The sequence below is a fragment of the Thalassotalea litorea genome (assembly GCF_005843925.1).
Classification (GTDB): domain Bacteria; phylum Pseudomonadota; class Gammaproteobacteria; order Enterobacterales; family Alteromonadaceae; genus Thalassotalea_A; species Thalassotalea_A litorea_A.
This window is the reverse complement of record NZ_VCBC01000002.1, coordinates 70360-90004: the sequence shown is the minus strand read 5'-3', so window position 1 is coordinate 90004 and position 19645 is coordinate 70360. Positions and strand designations below refer to the sequence as shown.

General features: G+C 44.7%; 14 protein-coding genes. 7 read left to right on the top strand and 7 right to left on the bottom strand.

What is annotated here, in order from left to right:
- The first annotated feature begins 166 nt into the window (after nucleotides 1-166).
- On the top strand, nucleotides 167-1141 hold the full coding sequence (gene cysB, locus FE810_RS00830; RefSeq protein WP_138318129.1) for an HTH-type transcriptional regulator CysB: 975 nt from the start codon (nucleotides 167-169) through the stop codon (nucleotides 1139-1141).
- 164 nt (nucleotides 1142-1305) lie between these two features.
- On the opposite strand, the gene FE810_RS00825 is transcribed toward cysB, so the two are convergent.
- From FE810_RS00825 to pabB, 3 genes are all read right to left on the bottom strand, one after another.
- Nucleotides 1306-2682: an L-serine ammonia-lyase gene (locus tag FE810_RS00825; RefSeq protein WP_138318128.1), complete on the bottom strand. Its 1377-nt coding sequence runs from the start codon at nucleotides 2680-2682 to the stop codon at nucleotides 1306-1308.
- 222 nt (nucleotides 2683-2904) lie between these two features.
- Nucleotides 2905-3477, bottom strand: coding sequence for a CoA pyrophosphatase (locus FE810_RS00820; RefSeq protein WP_212744439.1), 573 nt, complete (start codon nucleotides 3475-3477; stop codon nucleotides 2905-2907).
- 22 nt (nucleotides 3478-3499) lie between these two features.
- Complete coding sequence (pabB, locus tag FE810_RS00815) at nucleotides 3500-4882, bottom strand: aminodeoxychorismate synthase component I (RefSeq protein WP_138318127.1); 1383 nt, start codon at nucleotides 4880-4882, stop codon at nucleotides 3500-3502.
- A gap of 348 nt (nucleotides 4883-5230) precedes the next feature.
- On the opposite strand from pabB, the gene FE810_RS00810 reads away from it, so the two are divergent.
- The 3 genes from FE810_RS00810 to FE810_RS00800 all read left to right on the top strand — a co-directional run bounded on the left by FE810_RS00810 (nucleotide 5231) and on the right by FE810_RS00800 (nucleotide 9654).
- Complete coding sequence (locus FE810_RS00810) at nucleotides 5231-6760, top strand: fumarate hydratase (protein ID WP_138318126.1); 1530 nt, start codon at nucleotides 5231-5233, stop codon at nucleotides 6758-6760.
- Nucleotides 6761-6997: 237 nt separating this feature from the next.
- Complete coding sequence (locus FE810_RS00805) at nucleotides 6998-9088, top strand: S9 family peptidase (RefSeq protein WP_246036830.1); 2091 nt, start codon at nucleotides 6998-7000, stop codon at nucleotides 9086-9088.
- 170 nt (nucleotides 9089-9258) lie between these two features.
- Complete coding sequence (locus FE810_RS00800; RefSeq protein ID WP_138318125.1) at nucleotides 9259-9654, top strand: VOC family protein; 396 nt, start codon at nucleotides 9259-9261, stop codon at nucleotides 9652-9654.
- Between the two features lie 19 nt (nucleotides 9655-9673).
- On the opposite strand, the gene rnt is transcribed toward FE810_RS00800, so the two are convergent.
- On the bottom strand, nucleotides 9674-10393 hold the full coding sequence (gene rnt / locus FE810_RS00795) for a ribonuclease T (RefSeq protein ID WP_138318124.1): 720 nt from the start codon (nucleotides 10391-10393) through the stop codon (nucleotides 9674-9676).
- A 310-nt stretch (nucleotides 10394-10703) separates the two neighbouring features.
- On the opposite strand from rnt, the gene FE810_RS00790 reads away from it, so the two are divergent.
- Complete coding sequence (locus FE810_RS00790; protein ID WP_138318341.1) at nucleotides 10704-12512, top strand: M1 family metallopeptidase; 1809 nt, start codon at nucleotides 10704-10706, stop codon at nucleotides 12510-12512.
- Between the two features lie 207 nt (nucleotides 12513-12719).
- On the opposite strand, the gene FE810_RS00785 is transcribed toward FE810_RS00790, so the two are convergent.
- Both FE810_RS00785 and FE810_RS00780 read right to left on the bottom strand, forming a co-directional pair.
- The gene (locus FE810_RS00785; RefSeq protein WP_212744438.1) at nucleotides 12720-13385 is read right to left on the bottom strand and encodes a YiaD family glycine zipper/OmpA-like lipoprotein; all 666 of its coding nucleotides are present in this window, start codon (nucleotides 13383-13385) and stop codon (nucleotides 12720-12722) included.
- A 158-nt stretch (nucleotides 13386-13543) separates the two neighbouring features.
- Nucleotides 13544-13873 (bottom strand): hypothetical protein, encoded by a 330-nt coding sequence (locus FE810_RS00780; RefSeq protein WP_138318123.1) that lies wholly within the window; start codon nucleotides 13871-13873, stop codon nucleotides 13544-13546.
- 287 nt (nucleotides 13874-14160) lie between these two features.
- On the opposite strand from FE810_RS00780, the gene FE810_RS00775 reads away from it, so the two are divergent.
- Nucleotides 14161-15024 (top strand): ATP-grasp domain-containing protein, encoded by an 864-nt coding sequence (locus FE810_RS00775; protein WP_138318122.1) that lies wholly within the window; start codon nucleotides 14161-14163, stop codon nucleotides 15022-15024.
- A gap of 117 nt (nucleotides 15025-15141) precedes the next feature.
- On the opposite strand, the gene cysZ is transcribed toward FE810_RS00775, so the two are convergent.
- Nucleotides 15142-15891, bottom strand: coding sequence for a sulfate transporter CysZ (gene cysZ, locus FE810_RS00770; protein ID WP_138318121.1), 750 nt, complete (start codon nucleotides 15889-15891; stop codon nucleotides 15142-15144).
- Nucleotides 15892-16156: 265 nt separating this feature from the next.
- On the opposite strand from cysZ, the gene smc reads away from it, so the two are divergent.
- The gene (gene smc, locus FE810_RS00765) at nucleotides 16157-19642 is read left to right on the top strand and encodes a chromosome segregation protein SMC (RefSeq protein ID WP_138318120.1); all 3486 of its coding nucleotides are present in this window, start codon (nucleotides 16157-16159) and stop codon (nucleotides 19640-19642) included.
- The last annotated feature ends 3 nt before the right edge of the window (nucleotides 19643-19645 follow it).

Below are 19645 nucleotides of genomic sequence, written 5' to 3'. Positions count from 1 at the left end.
TTATATTTCAAAAACATACGATTAGTCGCGGAGGCGAGTAAATTTGTTATCGTGCACTATCAAGGAAAAAATTGTTTATTTTGAGACCATTTTCACATTCGCTGGTTGATTGTATTTTCTAATTCATATATTCTTTTAGTTATAAAAAACGTCTTTCTTATTCCATATGAAACTACAACAACTTAGATACATCGTCGAAGTACAGAACAATAACCTCAATGTTTCGGCCACTGCTGAATCTCTTTTCACCTCGCAACCGGGCATTTCTAAGCAAGTCCGAATGCTGGAAGATGAGCTTGGCGTGCAAATTTTTGGTCGTAGCGGCAAACATTTGACCCATGTAACCCAGGCAGGGCAGGAAATTATCAAGATTTCTGCAGACATTCTTTCAAAAGTTGAAGGCATTAAATCTGTCGCCCGGGAATACACACAACCCGATGAAGGTCGATTACGCATTGCTACCACGCATACTCAGGCTCGCTATGCACTACCTGAGGTGATTCAGGGGTTTGTGAAACGATTTGATAAAGTATCTTTGCATATGTATCAAGGCACTCCTGCACAAATCAGTGATGCGGCGGCAAAAGGGGATGCAGATTTTGCTATCGCCACAGAATCGCTACACCTATATAACGATTTGATCATGTTGCCATGTTATCACTGGAACCGAAGTATTATTGTTCGCAAAGACCACCCTTTAGCGAAGATCAGCAAGCTTTCCATTGAAGACGTTGCCGCTCACCCATTGGTCACCTATGTGTTTGGTTTTACCGGACGTTCGGTGTTAGACAAGGCATTTCAAAGTGCTGATTTAGAGCCAAAAATTGTTTTTACTGCCACCGATGCCGATGTGATCAAAACGTATGTTCGATTGGGCGTTGGTATTGGTGTTGTTGCGACTATGGCAATCGATCCGGTACAGGATAAAGATCTGGTGGTGATTGATGCGGCGCACTTGTTTGAGCCGAGTACCACCAAGATTGGTTTTAGACGCGGTACCTTTTTACGCACTTATATGTTTGATTTTATTGAGCGTTTTGCACCGCATTTGAATAAAGATGTGGTGACCAAAGCGATGTTGTTGAAAAACAATGATGAGATAGAAGCATTTTTAAGTGACGTGACGTTACCAATGCGTTAAGCAAGGGCAAGGGGGCAGGATCCAGGTTTTGGCTTCTAGGTTTTGTGGTTAAGGTTTGCAAATACTAAAAAGGTGCTGGATGATTAGTCCTGCACCTTTTTTTTCACCTAAATTTTTCAACAAGGCAATAGGCGGATGATTTCAATCCAGGTAAGCGCGTTGTTTTAACATTCGATAATGTTAACGGCCAAGCCACCTCGTGAGGTTTCTTTATATTTGGTTTTCATATCATTACCGGTTTCCCACATGGTTTTGATTACTTTATCCAAAGAAACTTTTTGATTACCAGAGCCGCGCATCGCCAGACGAGAGGCGTTAATGGCTTTTACTGAGCCCATCGCATTGCGTTCAATGCAAGGCACTTGTACCAAGCCGCCAACCGGATCACAGGTTAGCCCGAGGTTATGCTCCATGCCGATTTCTGCGGCATTCTCCACCTGCCTGGGGTTGCCACCTACAATTTCAGTCAGTGCACCAGCGGCCATTGAGCAGGCAACACCCACTTCACCCTGACAGCCCACTTCCGCACCTGAGATAGACGCATTGGTTTTATATAAAATACCGATTGCTGCAGCCGTTAGCAGGTAACGAATACAATCATCTTCGGTTAGCTCTTTGACAAATTTATCGTAGTAGCAAAGCACGGCTGGAAGAATACCGGCGGCTCCGTTGGTAGGCGCTGTTACGACTTGTGAGCCCGCGGCATTTTCTTCGTTAACTGCCAGAGCAAACAAGTTAACCCAATCCATTGCCTGTAAAGGATCGGAATTACTTTCAACAGATAATGAACGAAACAGGCTTGGCGCTCGGCGCACGACTTTAAGCCCGCCAGGCAAGATACCTTCGGTGTTCATGCCTCTTTCAACGCAATTGGCCATTGCCTGCCAGATGTTTAACAGTTCTTCGCGAATATAAGACTCATCATTGAGACACTTTTCATTGGCCATCATAATCGAACTAATGCTTAGTCCAGTTTCCTGACATAGTGCCAAAAGCTCATCAGCGCTGGTAAATCGATACGGGCGTTCGATATTTGCATGCAAAGACAAGGCTTTGTCTTTTTCTTTCTCAAAGTCGCAGTCTTCAACAATAAAACCACCGCCGATAGAGTAATACGTCTTCTCGAGAATCACTTCATTGTCAGCGAATGCATAAATCGTCATCGCATTCGCGTGCGCTTCTAACGTTTTCTTACGGTGATAGATAATCGATTCATTGCGCGGGAAATCAATAAAATGCTCGTTATTTAAATGCACTTTACCGGTATTAACGGTGGTTTCTAAAATCTGATCAATTGAGCTAACATTGATACTTTCTGGCGCCTCGCCATGAAGCCCAAGTATTACCGCTTTGCCGGTACCGTGACCAATACCGGTCTGGCCTAAAGAACCGAACAGATCGACTTTGATGCGTTCGACTTTGGTAAACAACGCCTGCGCTTGCAGGGCAGCGATAAATTGGTTTGCAGCGCGCATCGGACCTACAGTATGTGAGCTGGAAGGGCCAATGCCGATTGAAAACATATCAAATACACTAATCATAGATAAACCTGAATAATAGTTTGTTGTAACTGGTATTGTTAGAATAATATTCGGATTCTAACTGATGTTCAGATGAAAACCCAGTTTTCTAAGGCGAATTATTTGTTTGCCTGGCGTTTCTCAACAATTCAAATTCTCATGCGCCACTAAGTACTTGATTTACCGTAATATGACGTGGATTTAGGCGGTGAATATCAACGCCGTATGTGCCGGCATACTCGATCACGACTTTAAATGGAGAACCAAGTCTTTAATAATTGCGGCGGTCGCTCCCCAGATATTATATGTCATGTAAGGCATAAAATAGATTTTATGGGTCATACCGCGGCGTGAAACCGTAACTGGCAGGTGATTGGTTTCGTCGAGAAAATGTGACAAAGGTACGGAAAATACTTCGGCGACTTCGTTTGCATCAATTTTGAATGGATACTGCGGTGGGATGAACCCGACAACCGGAGTGATTAAATATCCGGTGATGGTATGGTATTGGCGAAGTTGTCCCAGGATTTCAACATCCCTATGAAGGATACCAACTTCTTCATGAGATTCTCGAAGTGCCGTGGCAATCACATCGACATCGACGGCTTCACATTTACCTCCGGGAAAACTTACCTGTCCGGGATGATGGTATAAGTGATCGGCTCTGCGGGTTAAGATGACTTCCAGACCGCGCTCGGTTTGTTGTAATGGAATGAGCACGCTCGCGTCTTTTAATTTTCCCGGGTAGCGAAATTCCTGGCAACTTGTGGTCAGGGAAGCTAATGAAAACCGCTGGATAAATTCCAATTTATTCACCTAAGCTTATCTCCCTGAGTATTTAAAGTTGCTCCAACACTGGCAAAATTTTCTGCACCTTGTCGAAGGTTTCCTGGTATTCGCTATCGACTTCTGAATCGGCAACTACGCCTCCTCCGGCCCAACAATATAGCGTTTGTTGATGAGCGATTAAGGTTCGGATAGTGATACTTGTATCCATTTTGCCACAGGCTGAAAGATAGCCGATAGACCCACAATAAACACTGCGCCGATTTGGTTCAAGTTCTTCAATGATTTCCATGGCTCTGATTTTTGGCGCACCAGTGATTGAACCACCGGGGAAACAACCGCGCAGTAAATCTGTGGCACTGCGATCATGCGCCAGTTTGCCAACCACGGTGCTAACCAGGTGGTGAACCGCAGGGAAGCTTTCAATGGCAAATAATTCCGGAACTTTGACCGAACCGGGCTCGCAATTTTTACTGATATCGTTGCGCAATAAATCAACAATCATCAGGTTCTCGGCCTGATCTTTGCTGGCATGTTTAAGTTCGATGGCGAGCTGTGCATCGTCTTCATGGCTTTTACCACGCGGGCGAGTGCCTTTAATCGGTTTGGTCAGCACCTTAGAATCGTTTACTTGTAAAAAACGTTCAGGGGAAACGCTGAGAATACAGCCTTGCGATAGACGGATAAACGCCGAAAATGGCGCCAGATTACTGTTTCTTAGTGCTATATATGCGTCAAACTCACAACCTTGGTAGGCGGCTTCAAATCGTTGCGTCAGATTAATTTGATAACAATCACCACTAAGTAAATACTCCTGAACCTGAGCAAATTTTTGCCGATATTGCTCGACATTCATATTGGCTTGCCATGGCGTGATTAATTTAAATGCCGAGTTCGTATCATTAGAAAATTGCGGGCAAGGTTGCGGCAAGTATTGTTTTGTTAAATCCTGCAGGTTGTCATCCTGGCTAACCAATGTGAAGTTGTGGGTCTTGCGATCATAAATTAACGCATGCCGGTAGATACCAACAGCCATATCCGGTAAATCAATATCTCGCTTGCTTGTCGCCGGTAAACGTTCGAAATAGCGGCTCAGATCATAGCTAAAATAGCCGAGTACACCGCCCGTAAAGGGCAGCTCAGATTGCGGCGTGACTTGATGACAGTGGCGAGTCAGATAGTGATCAACCAAAGAAAGCGGATCGGCAATGGAATATTGCACCTGGCCTGAGGTGGTATCGTGAACCCGGGTTTTCCCCTGTTGGGTTTCCAGGGTTAATACCGGCTCGATGGCAATAATGTCAAAGCGGCTGTCCGTATGTTCGCTGGCATTGGAGTCCAGCCAAACGGCATAGGGCAGATGTTGCAACTGGGCAAATACCTGCTCAACAGTCCGTTGGGTCTTTTCAGTTAGATTGACGGTATATATCGACATTAGGCTCGGTCAGAAATATTCGGGTTCGAACAAACAAACGGGAATTTTTACTAAGTTTACCAAACTCTAAAGAATTTGGATAAATGCTTTGTTCGCTAAATAAATTCATTTAGAACGAAATGTACATTTGATACTACGTTTGTCTGGCTCATAACGATTTGGCGAGGTATCATACGGACAATCTTAATAAATTCAATATAATTAGGAGCGTTATCCTATTAAGATTATGTTTTATCCGAAGCAAATGGCTAAAATTGAACCTTGTAAGATACGCTGACCAATACCTCAATGAAAGCGCCCGGGCAAATATCGCAATCGGCCGTTTTATGGAACAACGACGAGAATATTATGACTATCATTAAGCAACAGGATTTTATTGATAGCATTGAAGATGCTTTACAATATATCTCTTTTTACCACCCGCTGGATTTCATCCAGGCGCTTGAAAAAGCGTATCATAAAGAACAAAGCCAGGCGGCAAAAGACGCCATTGCGCAAATCTTGATCAACTCCCGTATGTCTGCCGAAGGCCATCGTCCTATTTGTCAGGATACCGGTATTGTCACCTGCTTTGTAAAAGTCGGCATGGATGTAAAGTGGGACGAAACTGATCTGACCGTACAACAAATGGTTGATGAAGGTACTCGTCGTGCCTACAACAATCCAGACAACCCTTTGCGTGCTTCGATTGTTGCTGATCCTGCCGGAGCCCGCAAAAATACCAAAGATAATACCCCGTCGGTGGTGCATATTGATTTGGTGGCTGGCGATCAGGTGGAAGTAATGATTGCGGCCAAAGGCGGCGGCAGTGAAAACAAAACCAAAATGGCGATGTTAAATCCAAGCGACTCCATTGCTGACTGGGTAGTAAAAACCCTGCCGACGATGGGTGCAGGCTGGTGCCCACCTGGCATGCTAGGTATCGGCATTGGCGGCACGGCTGAAAAAGCCGGTGTGCTGGCGAAAGAAAGCTTGATGGATCCTGTCGATATTCAAGAGTTGATCGATCGCGGGCCGCAAACGGCTGAAGAAGAGCTACGTTTGGAAATTTACGAACGGGTGAACAAGCTTGGTATTGGTGCCCAAGGTTTAGGTGGTCTCACTACCGTGGTAGATGTCAAAATTAATTCGGTGCCTACCCACGCAGCATCCAAGCCTGTGGTGATGATCCCGAACTGTGCGGCAACTCGTCATGTACATTTCCATTTGGATGGTTCAGGCCCAGCGGATTTAACACCGCCGAAGTTAGAAGAATGGCCTGAAGTGACCTGGGAAGTTGGCGACAATGTGCGCCGCGTCAATGTTAATGATTTGACTAAAGCCGATATTGCCGAGTGGAAAACCGGAGAAACGGTATTATTATCCGGTAAAATACTAACTGGCCGTGATGCTGCCCATAAGCGCATTCAGCAGTTGCTTGAATCCGGCGAAGGGTTACCGGAAGGCGTCGACTTTACCAATAAATTTATCTACTACGTGGGTCCAGTGGATGCGGTTGGTGATGAAGTTGTCGGTCCTGCGGGTCCTACCACAGCAACCCGTATGGATAAATTTACCGAAATGATGTTGGCGGATACCGGCCTGTTGGGCACGATTGGCAAAGCGGAACGTGGTCCAGGTACTGTTGCAAGCATTAAAAATCATAAATCGGTGTATTTAATGGCCGTCGGTGGCGCTGCATATTTGGTTTCTAAAGCAATCAAAAAATCTCGCGTCGTTGCGTTTGAAGAGCTGGGAATGGAAGCCATTTACGAGTTTGACGTCGAAGATATGCCAGTCACGGTTGCTGTCGATAGCTCCGGTGAATCGGCCCATGTCACCGGCCCTGCAATCTGGCAGGCAAAAATTGAAGAGCTGGACGAGAAATTAAAAGCGTAATCGAATCGTTTCAATCAGATAAAGCGCCTCTTGTGGATAAAAACACAGAGGCGTTTTTGTTTGCCGAGCATTTCACTATCGCCAGCTCTATTTTGACCGTTTTTATTTTTGGTCTATTTTATGGTTGAATAGATGCCAGTTAACAAATTGTTTTGAAAACACATTGTGCTGAGTATTTCGGATGAAAATTTCAGCACTCCATGTTCATCAGGAACATTGACACCAGGAAATACATAAATGAAATCATTTACAAACATTGTCTTGGGTTCAGTATTTGGCACCACGCTAATGAGCGCGCCAGTCATCGCCCAACAAACCCAGGCGAATCAACCCTCAACCGTAACCCAGCAAGAAACGTTGACCGTTGAACACCTCAATAACTTTCGGCAACTCAATGACGTGGTAATTTCGCCGGATGGCAACACTTTGGTCTATGGCCTTAAAAATGGTCAGCAGACGGGCACGCATCATCTTTATCTGCAAGACATCGCCAGTGAAAAAGTGACGCAAATTACTTCAAACCCGACCTCTGAGTATTCTGTGCAGTGGGGGGCTGACAGCAAAAGCCTGTACTTTCTGTCAGCGCGAAGTGGTTCCACCCAAGTCTGGTTGTTGTCTTTAGATGGCGGTGAGGCAAAGCAGCTTACCGATTTTCCATTAGATGTGAGTGGTTACAAGCTTGCCGATGATGGTAAAACCATTGCGTTGGCATTTGATGTAAAAGCCGGTTGTAAAACCATGCAATGTACCTTGGATGCAAAAGCAAAAATGGCCGACGAAAAACATAATACCCGGGCATATGATCAGTTGATGGTGCGTCACTGGGATCACTGGCTTGATAGTTTAAACACGCATTTGTTCATCGCGACATTACCCGAGCAGGGTAAGTTAACCGAAGCGGTGGATTTGATGCCCGACTGGAATGCTGATATCGCAGGCATGGCTCAGGTAAGCTTCAATGTCGAGGGGACTAAGTTAGCGTTCTCTGCAAAAGCGCCGGGGCGAGACCATGCATGGACCACCAACTGGGATATTTTTGAAGTAGATTTGGCAAGCAAAGCACTGACCAATCTTACCGCTGATAATAAAGCCTGGGATGCACAGCCTCAGTATTCCAGCGATGGTCGTTACCTGGCCTGGAAGGCGATGAAAACGCCGGTTTATGAGTCTGGTAAATTCACCCTTAAGGTGAAAGATTTACGCAACGACAAAGTTCAGGATGTTGCCCCTTTGTGGGATCGATCGATTAGTGACTTTCATTTCAGTGAAGACAATCGTTCCGTCATAGCGGTTGCTCAGGATGTCGGACAAAAAAGCATTTTCGTCATTAGTTTACAATTTGGCGAGGTCACGCCTGTCTATCAAAATGGCACCGTAGCCAATGTTACAAGCTCAGGCAAAGCGATTTACTTCACCCGTCATACACTTGATACACCGGCGGATGTCTACACCATTAACAAGGACGGTTATGGCTTCAAGCAGTTAACAAAGGTTAATAAAGACGTGCTGGAAAATCTGCAAATGGCAGAATTTAAGCAGTTCAGTTTTCCAGGCTGGAATGATGAGAAAGTCCATGGTTACTGGTTAAAACCGGCAAACTATCAACAAGGGAAGCAATATCCAATTGCCTTTTTAGTTCATGGCGGCCCTCAGGGCAGTTTTGGCAATATGTTTCATTATCGTTGGAATGCGCAATTATGGGCGGCACAAGGCTATGGTGTGGTGATGATCGATTTCCACGGCTCTACCGGTTATGGGCAGGAGTTTACCGATTCTATCAGTGGCGATTGGGGCGGTAAGCCGCTTGTCGATTTACAAAAAGGTTTCGCCTTTATCACTGAACAGGAGAGCTGGCTAGATGGTGAGAATGCCTGTGCATTGGGCGCCTCATATGGTGGGTATATGATGAACTGGTTTATGGGCAAATGGTCCGACGGTTTTAATTGTATTGTAAATCATGCTGGTCTTTTTGATATGAAGAGTTTTTACTATTCCACGGAAGAGCTATGGTTCCCAGAGCATGATTTTTCTGGCCCATATTACAACAACGCCGAAAACTACGATAAATTTGACCCATCACTTTTTGTTGAACACTGGAAAATGCCAATGTTGGTGATCCAGGGCGAACTCGACTATCGCGTGCCGTACGCGCAAAGTCTTGGAGCGTTTACCACCATGCAACGCAAAGGGATTGATTCACGCCTAGTGATGTTCCCCGATGAAGACCACCATATTCGTAAACCGGATAATTTAAAAGAATGGTATCGCGAAGTGTTTGCGTGGATGGACAAGTATCTTAAGCCAAAAAGTGCAGATCAAACTAGGTAATGGGAAATCTCTGATTTCCCTCCGCTGAGGTGGAGAATGCTCCGGTAAACGAAGCATTCCATTGCAATAAATATCAAAGGGTCAGAGTCGTTGAACTTCACATCAACAACTCTGACCCCTTGATTTCATCAACAAGTTTGTCCTTATCAACGCAGCCAGCAGGAATGATTTTGAATCTCAATCAAATCACTTTACCGGTAAATAACATGGAACAAGCGGTAGAGTTCTATTTAACTCTTGGTTTTACCCAAATCGTTGATACGCCGCATTATGCCAGGTTTATGTGTCCACAAGGTGATGCAACTTTCTCTTTGTCGTTAGAACAAACGTCATTTCAAAATTCAGCGGTGATATATTTTGAACATGAACAATTAGATCAGTGGGTTGAGCAATTAAAAGCCCGCGGCATTACATTTGAACATGATGCCCAGGATAAGGGGTATTTATGGCGAGAAGCGGTTTTAAGAGACCCAAGTGATAATAAAATTAAACTGTATTGGGCCGGTGAAAACCGCTTAAACCCACCATGGCGAGTCACAAAGACTAAAAACCACACAGATAAGTGATAATTACCGAACGCCAGAGTTAATCCTTATCGGACTTCTCCGGAGCTTCTCCTTTATCTTCCACTTCACCTTCACCTTCATCTTCCGGTTCATCTTTGGATTCCACTTCCGGTAATGGCCAACCGCCAAGTTCCTGCCAGCGATTGACGATATAACAGAATAGTTCAGCTGTTTTTTCCGTATCGTATAGGGCGGAGTGCGCTTCTCGATTATCAAATTCAAGATTGGCGGCAATTGCCGCTTTTGCCAATACGGTTTGGCCTAACGCTAAACCGGACAAGGTTGCGGTATCGAAAGTGACAAACGGGTGAAAAGGACTGCGCTTAATTGATGTACGCTCAGTCGCCGCATTGACAAAACCTAAATCGAAGGCCGCGTTATGCGCCACCATGATTGCGCGTTGACAGCCGACGGCTTTCATTTCTTTACGCACCGCTTTGTAGATTGCTTTTAACGCGACACTTTCATCCACCGCGCCACGCAATGGGTTGGTGGGGTCAATCCCGGTGAATTCCAATGCGGCAGGCTCGAGGTTCGCGCCTTCAAAGGGATCAACATGGAAATGCAAAGTTTCTTTTAATGACAACAACCCCGTTGTCTCGTCCATTTGCAATATGCTGGCAGCAATTTCCAATAATGCATCGGTGGCGGCATTAAATCCGGCCGTTTCAACGTCGATAACGACAGGGAAATAACCTCGGAATCGTTGCGCAAACAGAGTTTTTTGGGTGTCGCTCATGACTTTTTCACAATAAATTTTAAAGAACATCAAGGTTGACAATTATCGCAGAAAACCACGTGCTAAGGCCAATCATTTTGTTGTCCGGTTGCTCGCTATGGCGAATTTTTGAGTGCCTACAATACTTGCAACCAGTGACTTCATCGGTACACTTAAGCGTGTACAACTTATCGGGGCAGTCGTTTTCGCAAATTTTAGTTATTTGCTTGATAACCGATGCCGCCAAATTGTTTTAAGGATTTAGTTAAACATGTTGTTTTTAAATACACGCTTGTTCAAGCAAGTTACGGCTGCGTTGGCCGTGAATGTGATGTTGATGTTAAAGGGATACGCTAAGGTAGATGATGATTTAACCTATGCCAATTATGATCAGGTTAAGGTGTCCCATGTACATTTGGATTTAACGGTCGATTTTGATCAAAAAGCCTTGGTGGGTTCGGCACAATTGACGCTCGATTGGCTAACAAAAGATCAACAAATAATCTACCTGGATACCCGTGATCTCGTCGTTGAACAGGTCCAAGCCAAAGAAGGTGAGGGAGAATGGGTAGAGGTTCCTTTTAAACTTGCCAAGCGCGATGATGTGATGGGCGCAAAATTGACGGTTTCTCCCAAGTTTCAAGCGGATAAACTGTTAGTGACTTATCAGTCTCAACCACAGGCGTCAGGTCTACAATGGTTGACGCCAGAGCAGACGGCAGGCAAAAAGCTGCCATTTATGTTCAGTCAAAATCAGGCCATTCATGCCCGTAGCTGGATCCCAATTCAAGATACTCCGGCCGTTCGCATGACCTATAGCGCTCAAATTAATACCGATAAGTCTGTGTTAGCGGTGATGAGCGCCAACAACGAGCCGGGTACAGAGCGAGATGGTGATTATCAATTTACCATGCCACAGGCCATTCCTGCGTATTTGATTGCGATTGCGGTCGGCGATCTTGAATTTAAAGCCATGAGTGAGCAAACCGGTGTGTATGCGGAAAATTATATTCTTGAAGCTTCGGCACAAGAGTTTAATGATACTCAAGCTATGATCGTCGCTTCAGAGAAAATGTATGGAGAGTATCGCTGGGGACGTTATGATTTATTGATGTTGCCGCCAAGCTTCCCATTTGGTGGTATGGAAAATCCGCGATTGTCGTTTATCACTCCAACCGTTGTGGCAGGCGATAAATCTTTAGTCAATCTGATTGCCCATGAACTCGCCCATTCCTGGTCCGGTAATTTAGTCACCAACGCCACTTGGCGTGACCTATGGCTTAATGAAGGGTTCACCTCTTATGTGGAAAACCGCATTATGGAAGAAGTCTTCTCTAAAGAGCGCGCGGTGATGGAGCAGGTATTAGGCGTTGCTAGTTTAAAAGGTGATTTGCAATCCCTACCGGCTGCGGACTCAATTCTCTATCTTGATTTACAAGGCCGAGATCCAGATGCCGCGTTTTCCAATGTGCCTTATGTTAAAGGTCAGCTGTTTTTGATGTTTTTAGAGCAACGTTTTGGACGCGATCGTTTCGACCCGTTTGTACTTGCTTATTTTAATCACTTTAGTTTTCAGAGTATTGGTACCAAGGACTTTCTGCAGTACTTAAATAATAACCTGATCAATAAGTATCCGGGTGTGGTAAGTAAGGCAGAAATTGATGAATGGGTGTTTGGCGAAGGCCTGCCAAAAACAGCACCTAATCCTTCGTCTGATGTATTTACCAAAGTAAAGAGCCAGTCATCTTCCTGGCAACAGGGAAAACTGTCTTTAGCTAAGATCCCAACCAATAAATGGACGGTTCATGAGTGGTTGTATTTCATCAATGAACTACCACGTGATCTTGATTTGGAAAAGATGCAGGAACTGGATAAAGCGTTTGATTTAACGCACAGTCAAAATGCGGAAATCGCCCATGCCTGGTATTTGTTAGCGTTAAATAATGGCTATGATGTGATCAAACCTGAATTGGAAGATTATTTAATCAATATTGGTCGACGCAAACTGATTGTGCCGCTGTACCTTAAACTGGCAGAAACAGATGCAGGACTGGCCTGGGTAAAACCGGTTTATCAGAAAGCTCGTCCAGGGTATCATCCGCTCGCTCAGGGGACAGTCGACGAGATTTTAAAGCGGTAATTAAGCGTGTTTACGTGCCCAATATTTCTTATCGAAATTGCTTATTTATGGTCGATAAAGCTAAATAAATCGCGTTAATTTACCGCCAATAAAAAGCCCCGGTTTAAAAATTAAACCGGGGCTTTTTCAATTGGATTTCACTTACATGATATCAAGACCGCCTCGATAGAGAACCTTCTCCCTGGGCGTTGTCAAATCGGCTTAAACCTAAGCTGAGGGTACGATATATAGTTCTACACGACGATTTAACGCACGACCGTTGGCATAACTATTGTCGGCTAATGGCTGACTCTCGCCCATTCCCATCGAAGCGATACGGTTTGCCGCAACACCTAGTACTCGCATTTCCGTTGCTACCGCCGCAGCGCGCTGTACGGATAACCCTTGGTTGTACTCGGCTTTACCAATGCTGTCGGTATGGCCAATTACTCGAATACGGGTATTGTCATTTTGTTTTAATACCTCGGCGATTGCATCCAGGGTATTTACAAACGCAGGGTTTACCATAGTTTCATCATTACCGAACGTAATGTTAGATGGCATGATTAATTTGATTGAACCGTCTTGCTGACGTACGACTTTAACGCCTGAGTTCTTAAGCTTTTGACGTAAAACAGCTTCTTGCTGATCCATGTTATAGCCAATACCGGCACCGATTGCAGAGCCGACGACACCACCGATGGCTGCCGACTCTTTATTGTCACCGATGGCAACGCCAAGTAGCGATCCTGCTACCGCACCGACGGTGGTGCCAACCGTTGTATTTGATACTGTTTCTTCGCCGGTATAGGGATCGACAGTGGTTACACAACCAGAAAGAACAGAAGAAGCTAAGGCGATAGATAAAGCAGACGCTTTCATGGTTTTAGTCATGGTTATTCCTTTTTTTTTTACAGATATTGATACCAAGATTGATAGATAAGTGATCGCATCAGAATTGGCATAGTAACCGCCGGGCCAAAGCCAGGCAGTGAAAATTGTGTGGGGGCAGGGTATTTTATCAATGCCAGGTGACTGGCATTGGTATTGAATTATTCGCTTACCAAGACATCGACTTCACGATGATTCTCTTGCAAAGAGTCGATGATCACGCGATAGGATTTGTCGTTTTGAGCGTATTTAAGCTCTAGGCGACCGTATACGGTTTTCGCCGATAACGGCTCACCCAATTCATCATCATAAAATGATTTGATTTCGGATTCAGATAACTGACTGAAAAACGTCAAAATGGCAGGGTAGTCATCGTCATAACGAGAGAAAACCTTAGCATCATTGGTCAATGGGATCGCCACGACGGGATCGGTTACCTGGGATTCTTCGGCGCTGGCTAAAGTTGCGCTGGCTAAGAGTGGTAAAAGCACAAACATTCTTTTTAACATTATTTTTAATATCATTGCGTCACTATTACTTCACGAATACTTTCGTCCCACAATGTAAATTTTTCGCCGCACATCGTCAAGTAAATTCATGATACCTATGACCCGAAAGCCGGATTAACGAATTGAATATTGGTTAAATTCAGCAAATTCGTTAACGACACAGTGTTTATCTACAATTGTTGTCTTGGTCTTGCTATCGAGACAATATCGAGTTTACACTCTCGCACTTGATACCAATACCATTACCGATGTTAGTTGAGAGGCCCAATTTGAAACACTGTGCGATATTGTCGATGGCAAACCTGGAAGAGTTCGAAGTTTATGATGAACTGCTCGATACACCATTTCTTGAGGCTGGATGGCAAACCCATACCCTTGACTGGCATGATAAATCAATTGACTGGAATGCTTATGATGTGGTTTTGATCCGCAGTCCCTGGGATTACCAGCAATATGAGCAAGAATTTATCGCGGTGCTGGAAACCATTGAAGCATCCACGGCTATTTTGGAAAATGATCTGGCAACGGTGCGTTGGAATATCAATAAGAAATATTTGCAACAACTCGAGCAGGATCAGGTCACCATAGTACCAACGTTATGGCAGCAACACTTTTCAGCGTCTGAGTTAGCAAGCTACTTTGAACATTTTGATACCGAACAGATTGTTATCAAACCTTGTGTATCGGCCAATGCCGATAATACCTTCTGGCTGCATAAACACAATTTCCAGGATTCGTTAAATGCTCTGGAACGCGCGTTTACCAGAGGCGATTTTATGGTACAGCCGTTTATGGAACATGTGATTGGCGAAGGTGAATTTTCGTGTTTCTACTTTAACGGTCAGTACAGTCACAGTATTTTAAAAACACCGAAACAAGATGATTTTAGAGTACAGGAAGAACACGGTGGTCGGTTAGCGCTAATTGAACCCGAAGCAACATTGCTGGCGCACGCAGAACACGCATTACAACAATTACCCTCAATCCCCATGTACGCCCGCCTCGATTTTGTTCGTTATCAAGATGGCTTTGCGATGATGGAAGCAGAGCTTATCGAACCTTCCTTATATTTCAATATGGACCCGACATCGCCGCAACGCTTTGTCGATTGTTTTGTAAAACGTATGGGTTAATTGCCGACCAATAGATTAACCAACGACTTTCACAGCAATTAAATATCAAGGGGTCAGAGTTGTTGATAATTCAACAACTCTGACCCCTTGATAAAAAGGCAAAAATAAAGAACGGTGTTAAACGTGATCGCGGCGGAAGTGATCAACCCACATCGCCGTTGCGCCACAGATAGCCACTGGCATTAATACCAGATTGAGAATTGGGATAATCGCAAACAAGGATACGGTCAGGCCAAAGCTAAAGCATTTGCCCCGTTGATTACTGAGACTGGCACGCATCGTCTGGAAATCGATTTTATGGTTGTCAAATGGGTAATCACAATACTGAATCGCCATCATCCAGGCGATAAAAGCAAACCAGATAATTTGCCCTATCACAGGAACAAACAAGAAGATCAAAAAGAAACCAAGGGCACGAGGGATGTAATACATCAGCTTGCGCCATTCGCGAAATAGAGTTCTTGGAATGTCTTTGACAATATCCATAAAGCCGCCATCGCTGAGTGATTGCCCGGTTAAATGCTGCTCAATTTTTTCCGATAATAAGCCATTAAATGGCGCCGCCAGCCAGTTGGCAACCGTAGAAAATACAAACGACGCGGCGATGACGCTGGCGATATAAATTAGTGGTTCAACGATAACGATTAACCAGCTAAGTGCCGAAGGCAACCAGGCTTCCAATTGCCCAATCCAGTCATCAATATAAAAACTTAACTGATAAAATGCGCAAGCAAACAATATCAGGTTGACGATAAGTGGCACGAAAACGTACCGACGAATACCTTTGGTACGAATTAATTTAAAACCCTGCATAAAATAACTGGCGCCACTTTGGGCTGCCGATTGTTGTAACTGCGGCTGATTCATCCTGTTTTCCACAATACGTAAATATGCTAAATATCTTACTGAAAGAATGGGGGTTGGCAACTGAATAAGTGTTACAAACTTCTTCAATATTTATTTGAATCAGGTATTATCAACTTAGCAGTTCTTAAAAGTGTACCGTTATTCTTGGAAAATCAATACGGTCCACCGCCGGTGAAGAATAGTAGTCAAATGTAAAATCACCGACCAGTAAGAACGAGGATACGTAATTGCAGACTTAATGTTTGTCTCATAACGATAAGAATCGATGCGCTTAAAAAAGATAAAACTCGCCGGATTTAAATCCTTTGTGGATGTCACCAATGTGCCATTTCCGCAGGAGATGACCGCCATTGTCGGTCCAAATGGCTGTGGTAAATCCAATATCATCGACGCCGTGCGCTGGGTGCTGGGTGAAAGCTCGGCTAAAAATCTGCGTGGCGATTCAATGACCGACGTTATCTTTAATGGCTCTACTGCCCGAAAACCAACCGGCCAAGCCAGTGTGGAACTCGTGTTTGATAACCAGCAACAACGGATTCGTGGTTCGATGGCGGATCGCACTGAAATATCCATTCGTCGCGTCGTAAACCGTGACAGTCAAAACACTTATTACCTCAATGGCAGTAAATGCCGGCGCAAAGATATCACTGATATCTTCTTAGGGACAGGCCTTGGTCCCCGCAGTTATGCGATTATTGAACAAGGGATGATTTCCCGCCTGATTGAATCCAAGCCTCAGGATTTGCGTATCTTTATTGAAGAAGCGGCTGGGGTATCGAAATACAAAGAGCGACGCCGGGAAACGGAAAACCGGATCCGGGCCACACGCGAAAACTTATCACGGCTGACCGATATTCGTCATGAACTGCATAGCCAGTTAGAAAAACTTCATGGTCAATCACAAGCGGCGATACGCTTTAAAGAATTAAAACAACAAGAACGTTTGTTTAAATCGCAAATCGCTGCGATCCGTTGGCAACATTGCCAGAATAAATTGGACAAACTCAAAACCGATGAGCAAAAGCTCGAGGTCCAGTTAGCGCAATTTAATGCGGAACAAACTGAGCGCGAACTCAGTATAGTCAAAGCTCGGCAAGCCCAAGAGCAAAGCACCAGTGAACTGAATACGCTTGCCCAGCAAAAATTAACCTTGAGTACTGATATCACCAGGCTTGAAGAGAATATCAAGCATGGCAAGCAACGCAAGCTTACTTTGTCTAAGGATTTGGACAAGTTGACTCTGCGCGCTCAGGAAAATCAACAACAGTTAAATCAGGAGAATGGTCGCCGCCAGGAACTTGAGCAACAATTAAGTATTATTGAGCCCGAGATTGAAGAGTTGCAACTGCAACTGGAACAGGCGCGTGAGCAATCCGAACTCGTTAGTGAGCAGCAGCAGTCGTGGCAGGATAAATGGCAATCATTTCAGCAACAAAAGCATGAGCTGATGCAAAGGCGACAGTTGGCAAAATCCCAGGTGGAATCGTTACAACAGCAAATCCAGCAGTTAACCCAACGTCGTCAACAGCTTGCTGTGCAACAGCGCAATTTTGATCTCGACACAATATTAAAAAAACAATCTGAGCAGCAACGCCAAGTCGAACTTCTCACAATACAAGTGCGGGAACTTGCCGACGATTTTGACAGAGCGCAAGCGATTGCAGAACAAAAACAGCAAAGTTCCCAGCAGTTAGCCAATGCGCAACAACAGCGCCAACAATCATTAGCGAAAATCGACGCGCAAATCGATGCTTTGCAACAGATTTGCCAGAGCAGAAGCGACTGGCAACAGCAACAACAGCAGTATCTTGGCGAGCACAACATCAAGAGTCACACCGCTCTTGCAGAGCAACTTAATGTAACTAAAGGTTGGGAGCTAGCGGTAGAAATGGTACTGGGCCATTGGCTAGATGCGGATGTCCTTGAGCAACTGCCTGAACAGTTTGACCTGCCACAAGGGGCATTGGTTGTGGATGCAAATGCAGGTGCAAAGGTTACGATTGTGCCAGGCACTTTGAGCGCGAAGGTGCTCAAGGGTAATGTTGTCCAAAGTTTATTGGCAAACGTGTATATCGCTGACAACGAGCAGGCAGCCAAAGATAAAGTGGCAAGCTTGCAAGACGGGGAGTCGGTAATTTGCCCGCAAGGTGTCTGGTTTGGAAAACACTGGATGCAAAAAGGCATGTTGCAGGGAGAGTCCGGTCAACTGGCAAGACAAAACCAATTGCAGGATCTAAAAGCGTTGCAAGGGAAACAGGCTCACGCCGTCGAGGTCATTGTCAGTGACAGTGAACAAGCGCAACTTGATGCGCAAAATAGCAAGGCTGAGGCGCAATCGGCACAACAATCATTGCAACATAGCAAGCAACAATTGGTTCAGGAACAGCAACAATTGCAGCTGACTTCGCAACAATTGAGCTTACTGCAACAGCAAGCGCTCACCCTTAATGAAGAGCTAACCGGCCTGGATGACGGGATTGCTGAAAAAACCGAACAAGCACAAATCTTGGCATTTACCGAAGAGGAGCTGTCAGAGCAGCTGGAATCGTTTGTCGATGGTGGTGATTCGCTGGAGCTACAAAGAACAACTGCAAGCCAGGAACTGCAACAATGGCAAAGCCGAATCAATAATTTCAATCAGCAATTGCAACAAAAGCTGGTGCAGCGCGAGCAATATGCTTCGACCCTGAAAAATTCAATGTTGATGATGCAGCGCATCGAAGAGCAAATTAAGTTTGCCACAGAGCAGCAGCAAGAATTGCAAATTGCCCTGCAGGAGCTCGAAGTTCCGCTGCTTGATGATGAACAACGGTTGCAGAAAAAATTGATGCAAAGTAGTGATCTTGAGCAACAGCAACAAGCCTTGCATCTGCAACAATCCAAAGCAAACGATGAGATTCTTGCGTTTAATCAGAGTCAACAAGGGCTGGTCAATCACATCGGTCTAATCAAAGACAAGATGGCAAAACTTAGCCTCGATGGGGAAAACTACCGGGTAAGAGCCAATACCGCTATTGAGCAACTTGATGAATTGCATCAATCAATTAAGGATGTTTTGCAAGACCTGCCAATGGATGCAAAAGAAAATCAATGGCAAATTAAACTTGCGCGCATTGCCAAAGAAATCGATGGTTTAGGAGCGATTAATCTCGCCGCCATTGAAGAATATGAACTCCAGCAGCAACGCAAGGGGTTTCTGGATAAGCAAAATGACGATTTGGAAGATGCCCTGTCGACCCTTGAAAACGCGATTCATAAGATTGATCGTGAAAGTCGGGCGAAATTCAAACAGACATTTGACCAGGTCAATGACGATTTGAAAAACTTATTCCCGAAAGTGTTCGGCGGTGGTAGTGCGTATCTGGATTTAACTGGTGAAGATTTGCTCGATACCGGTGTTACTATCATGGCTAGACCTCCAGGTAAAAAAAATAGTACGATTCACTTACTTTCTGGTGGTGAAAAAGCCCTAACAGCATTATCATTGGTGTTTGCGATTTTCCGTCTAAATCCAGCACCATTTTGTATGTTGGACGAAGTTGATGCGCCGTTGGATGATGCCAACGTAGAACGTTTCTGTAAGTTGGTTAAGGAAATGTCGAAAACGGTGCAGTTTATCTACATTAGTCATAATAAAATTGCGATGGAAATGGCGACGCATCTAACCGGTGTAACCATGCATGAACCAGGTGTTTCGAGAATGGTTGCCGTGGATATCGATGAAGCAGTCGCTATGGCGCAAGCATCATAAACA

What these genes read in the sequence shown, in the direction of transcription:
- FE810_RS00785 (WP_212744438.1), bottom strand. Translation starts at nt 13,385, where the DNA reads ATGACTAAAACCATGAAAGCGTCTGCTTTATCTATCGCCTTAGCTTCT.
- cysB (WP_138318129.1), top strand. Translation starts at nt 167, where the DNA reads ATGAAACTACAACAACTTAGATACATCGTCGAAGTACAGAACAATAAC.
- smc (WP_138318120.1), top strand. Translation starts at nt 16,157, where the DNA reads ATGCGCTTAAAAAAGATAAAACTCGCCGGATTTAAATCCTTTGTGGAT.
- rnt (WP_138318124.1), bottom strand. Translation starts at nt 10,393, where the DNA reads ATGAGCGACACCCAAAAAACTCTGTTTGCGCAACGATTCCGAGGTTAT.
- FE810_RS00790 (WP_138318341.1), top strand. Translation starts at nt 10,704, where the DNA reads ATGTTGATGTTAAAGGGATACGCTAAGGTAGATGATGATTTAACCTAT.
- FE810_RS00805 (WP_246036830.1), top strand. Translation starts at nt 6,998, where the DNA reads ATGAAATCATTTACAAACATTGTCTTGGGTTCAGTATTTGGCACCACG.
- pabB (WP_138318127.1), bottom strand. Translation starts at nt 4,882, where the DNA reads ATGTCGATATATACCGTCAATCTAACTGAAAAGACCCAACGGACTGTT.
- cysZ (WP_138318121.1), bottom strand. Translation starts at nt 15,891, where the DNA reads ATGAATCAGCCGCAGTTACAACAATCGGCAGCCCAAAGTGGCGCCAGT.
- FE810_RS00825 (WP_138318128.1), bottom strand. Translation starts at nt 2,682, where the DNA reads ATGATTAGTGTATTTGATATGTTTTCAATCGGCATTGGCCCTTCCAGC.
- FE810_RS00810 (WP_138318126.1), top strand. Translation starts at nt 5,231, where the DNA reads ATGACTATCATTAAGCAACAGGATTTTATTGATAGCATTGAAGATGCT.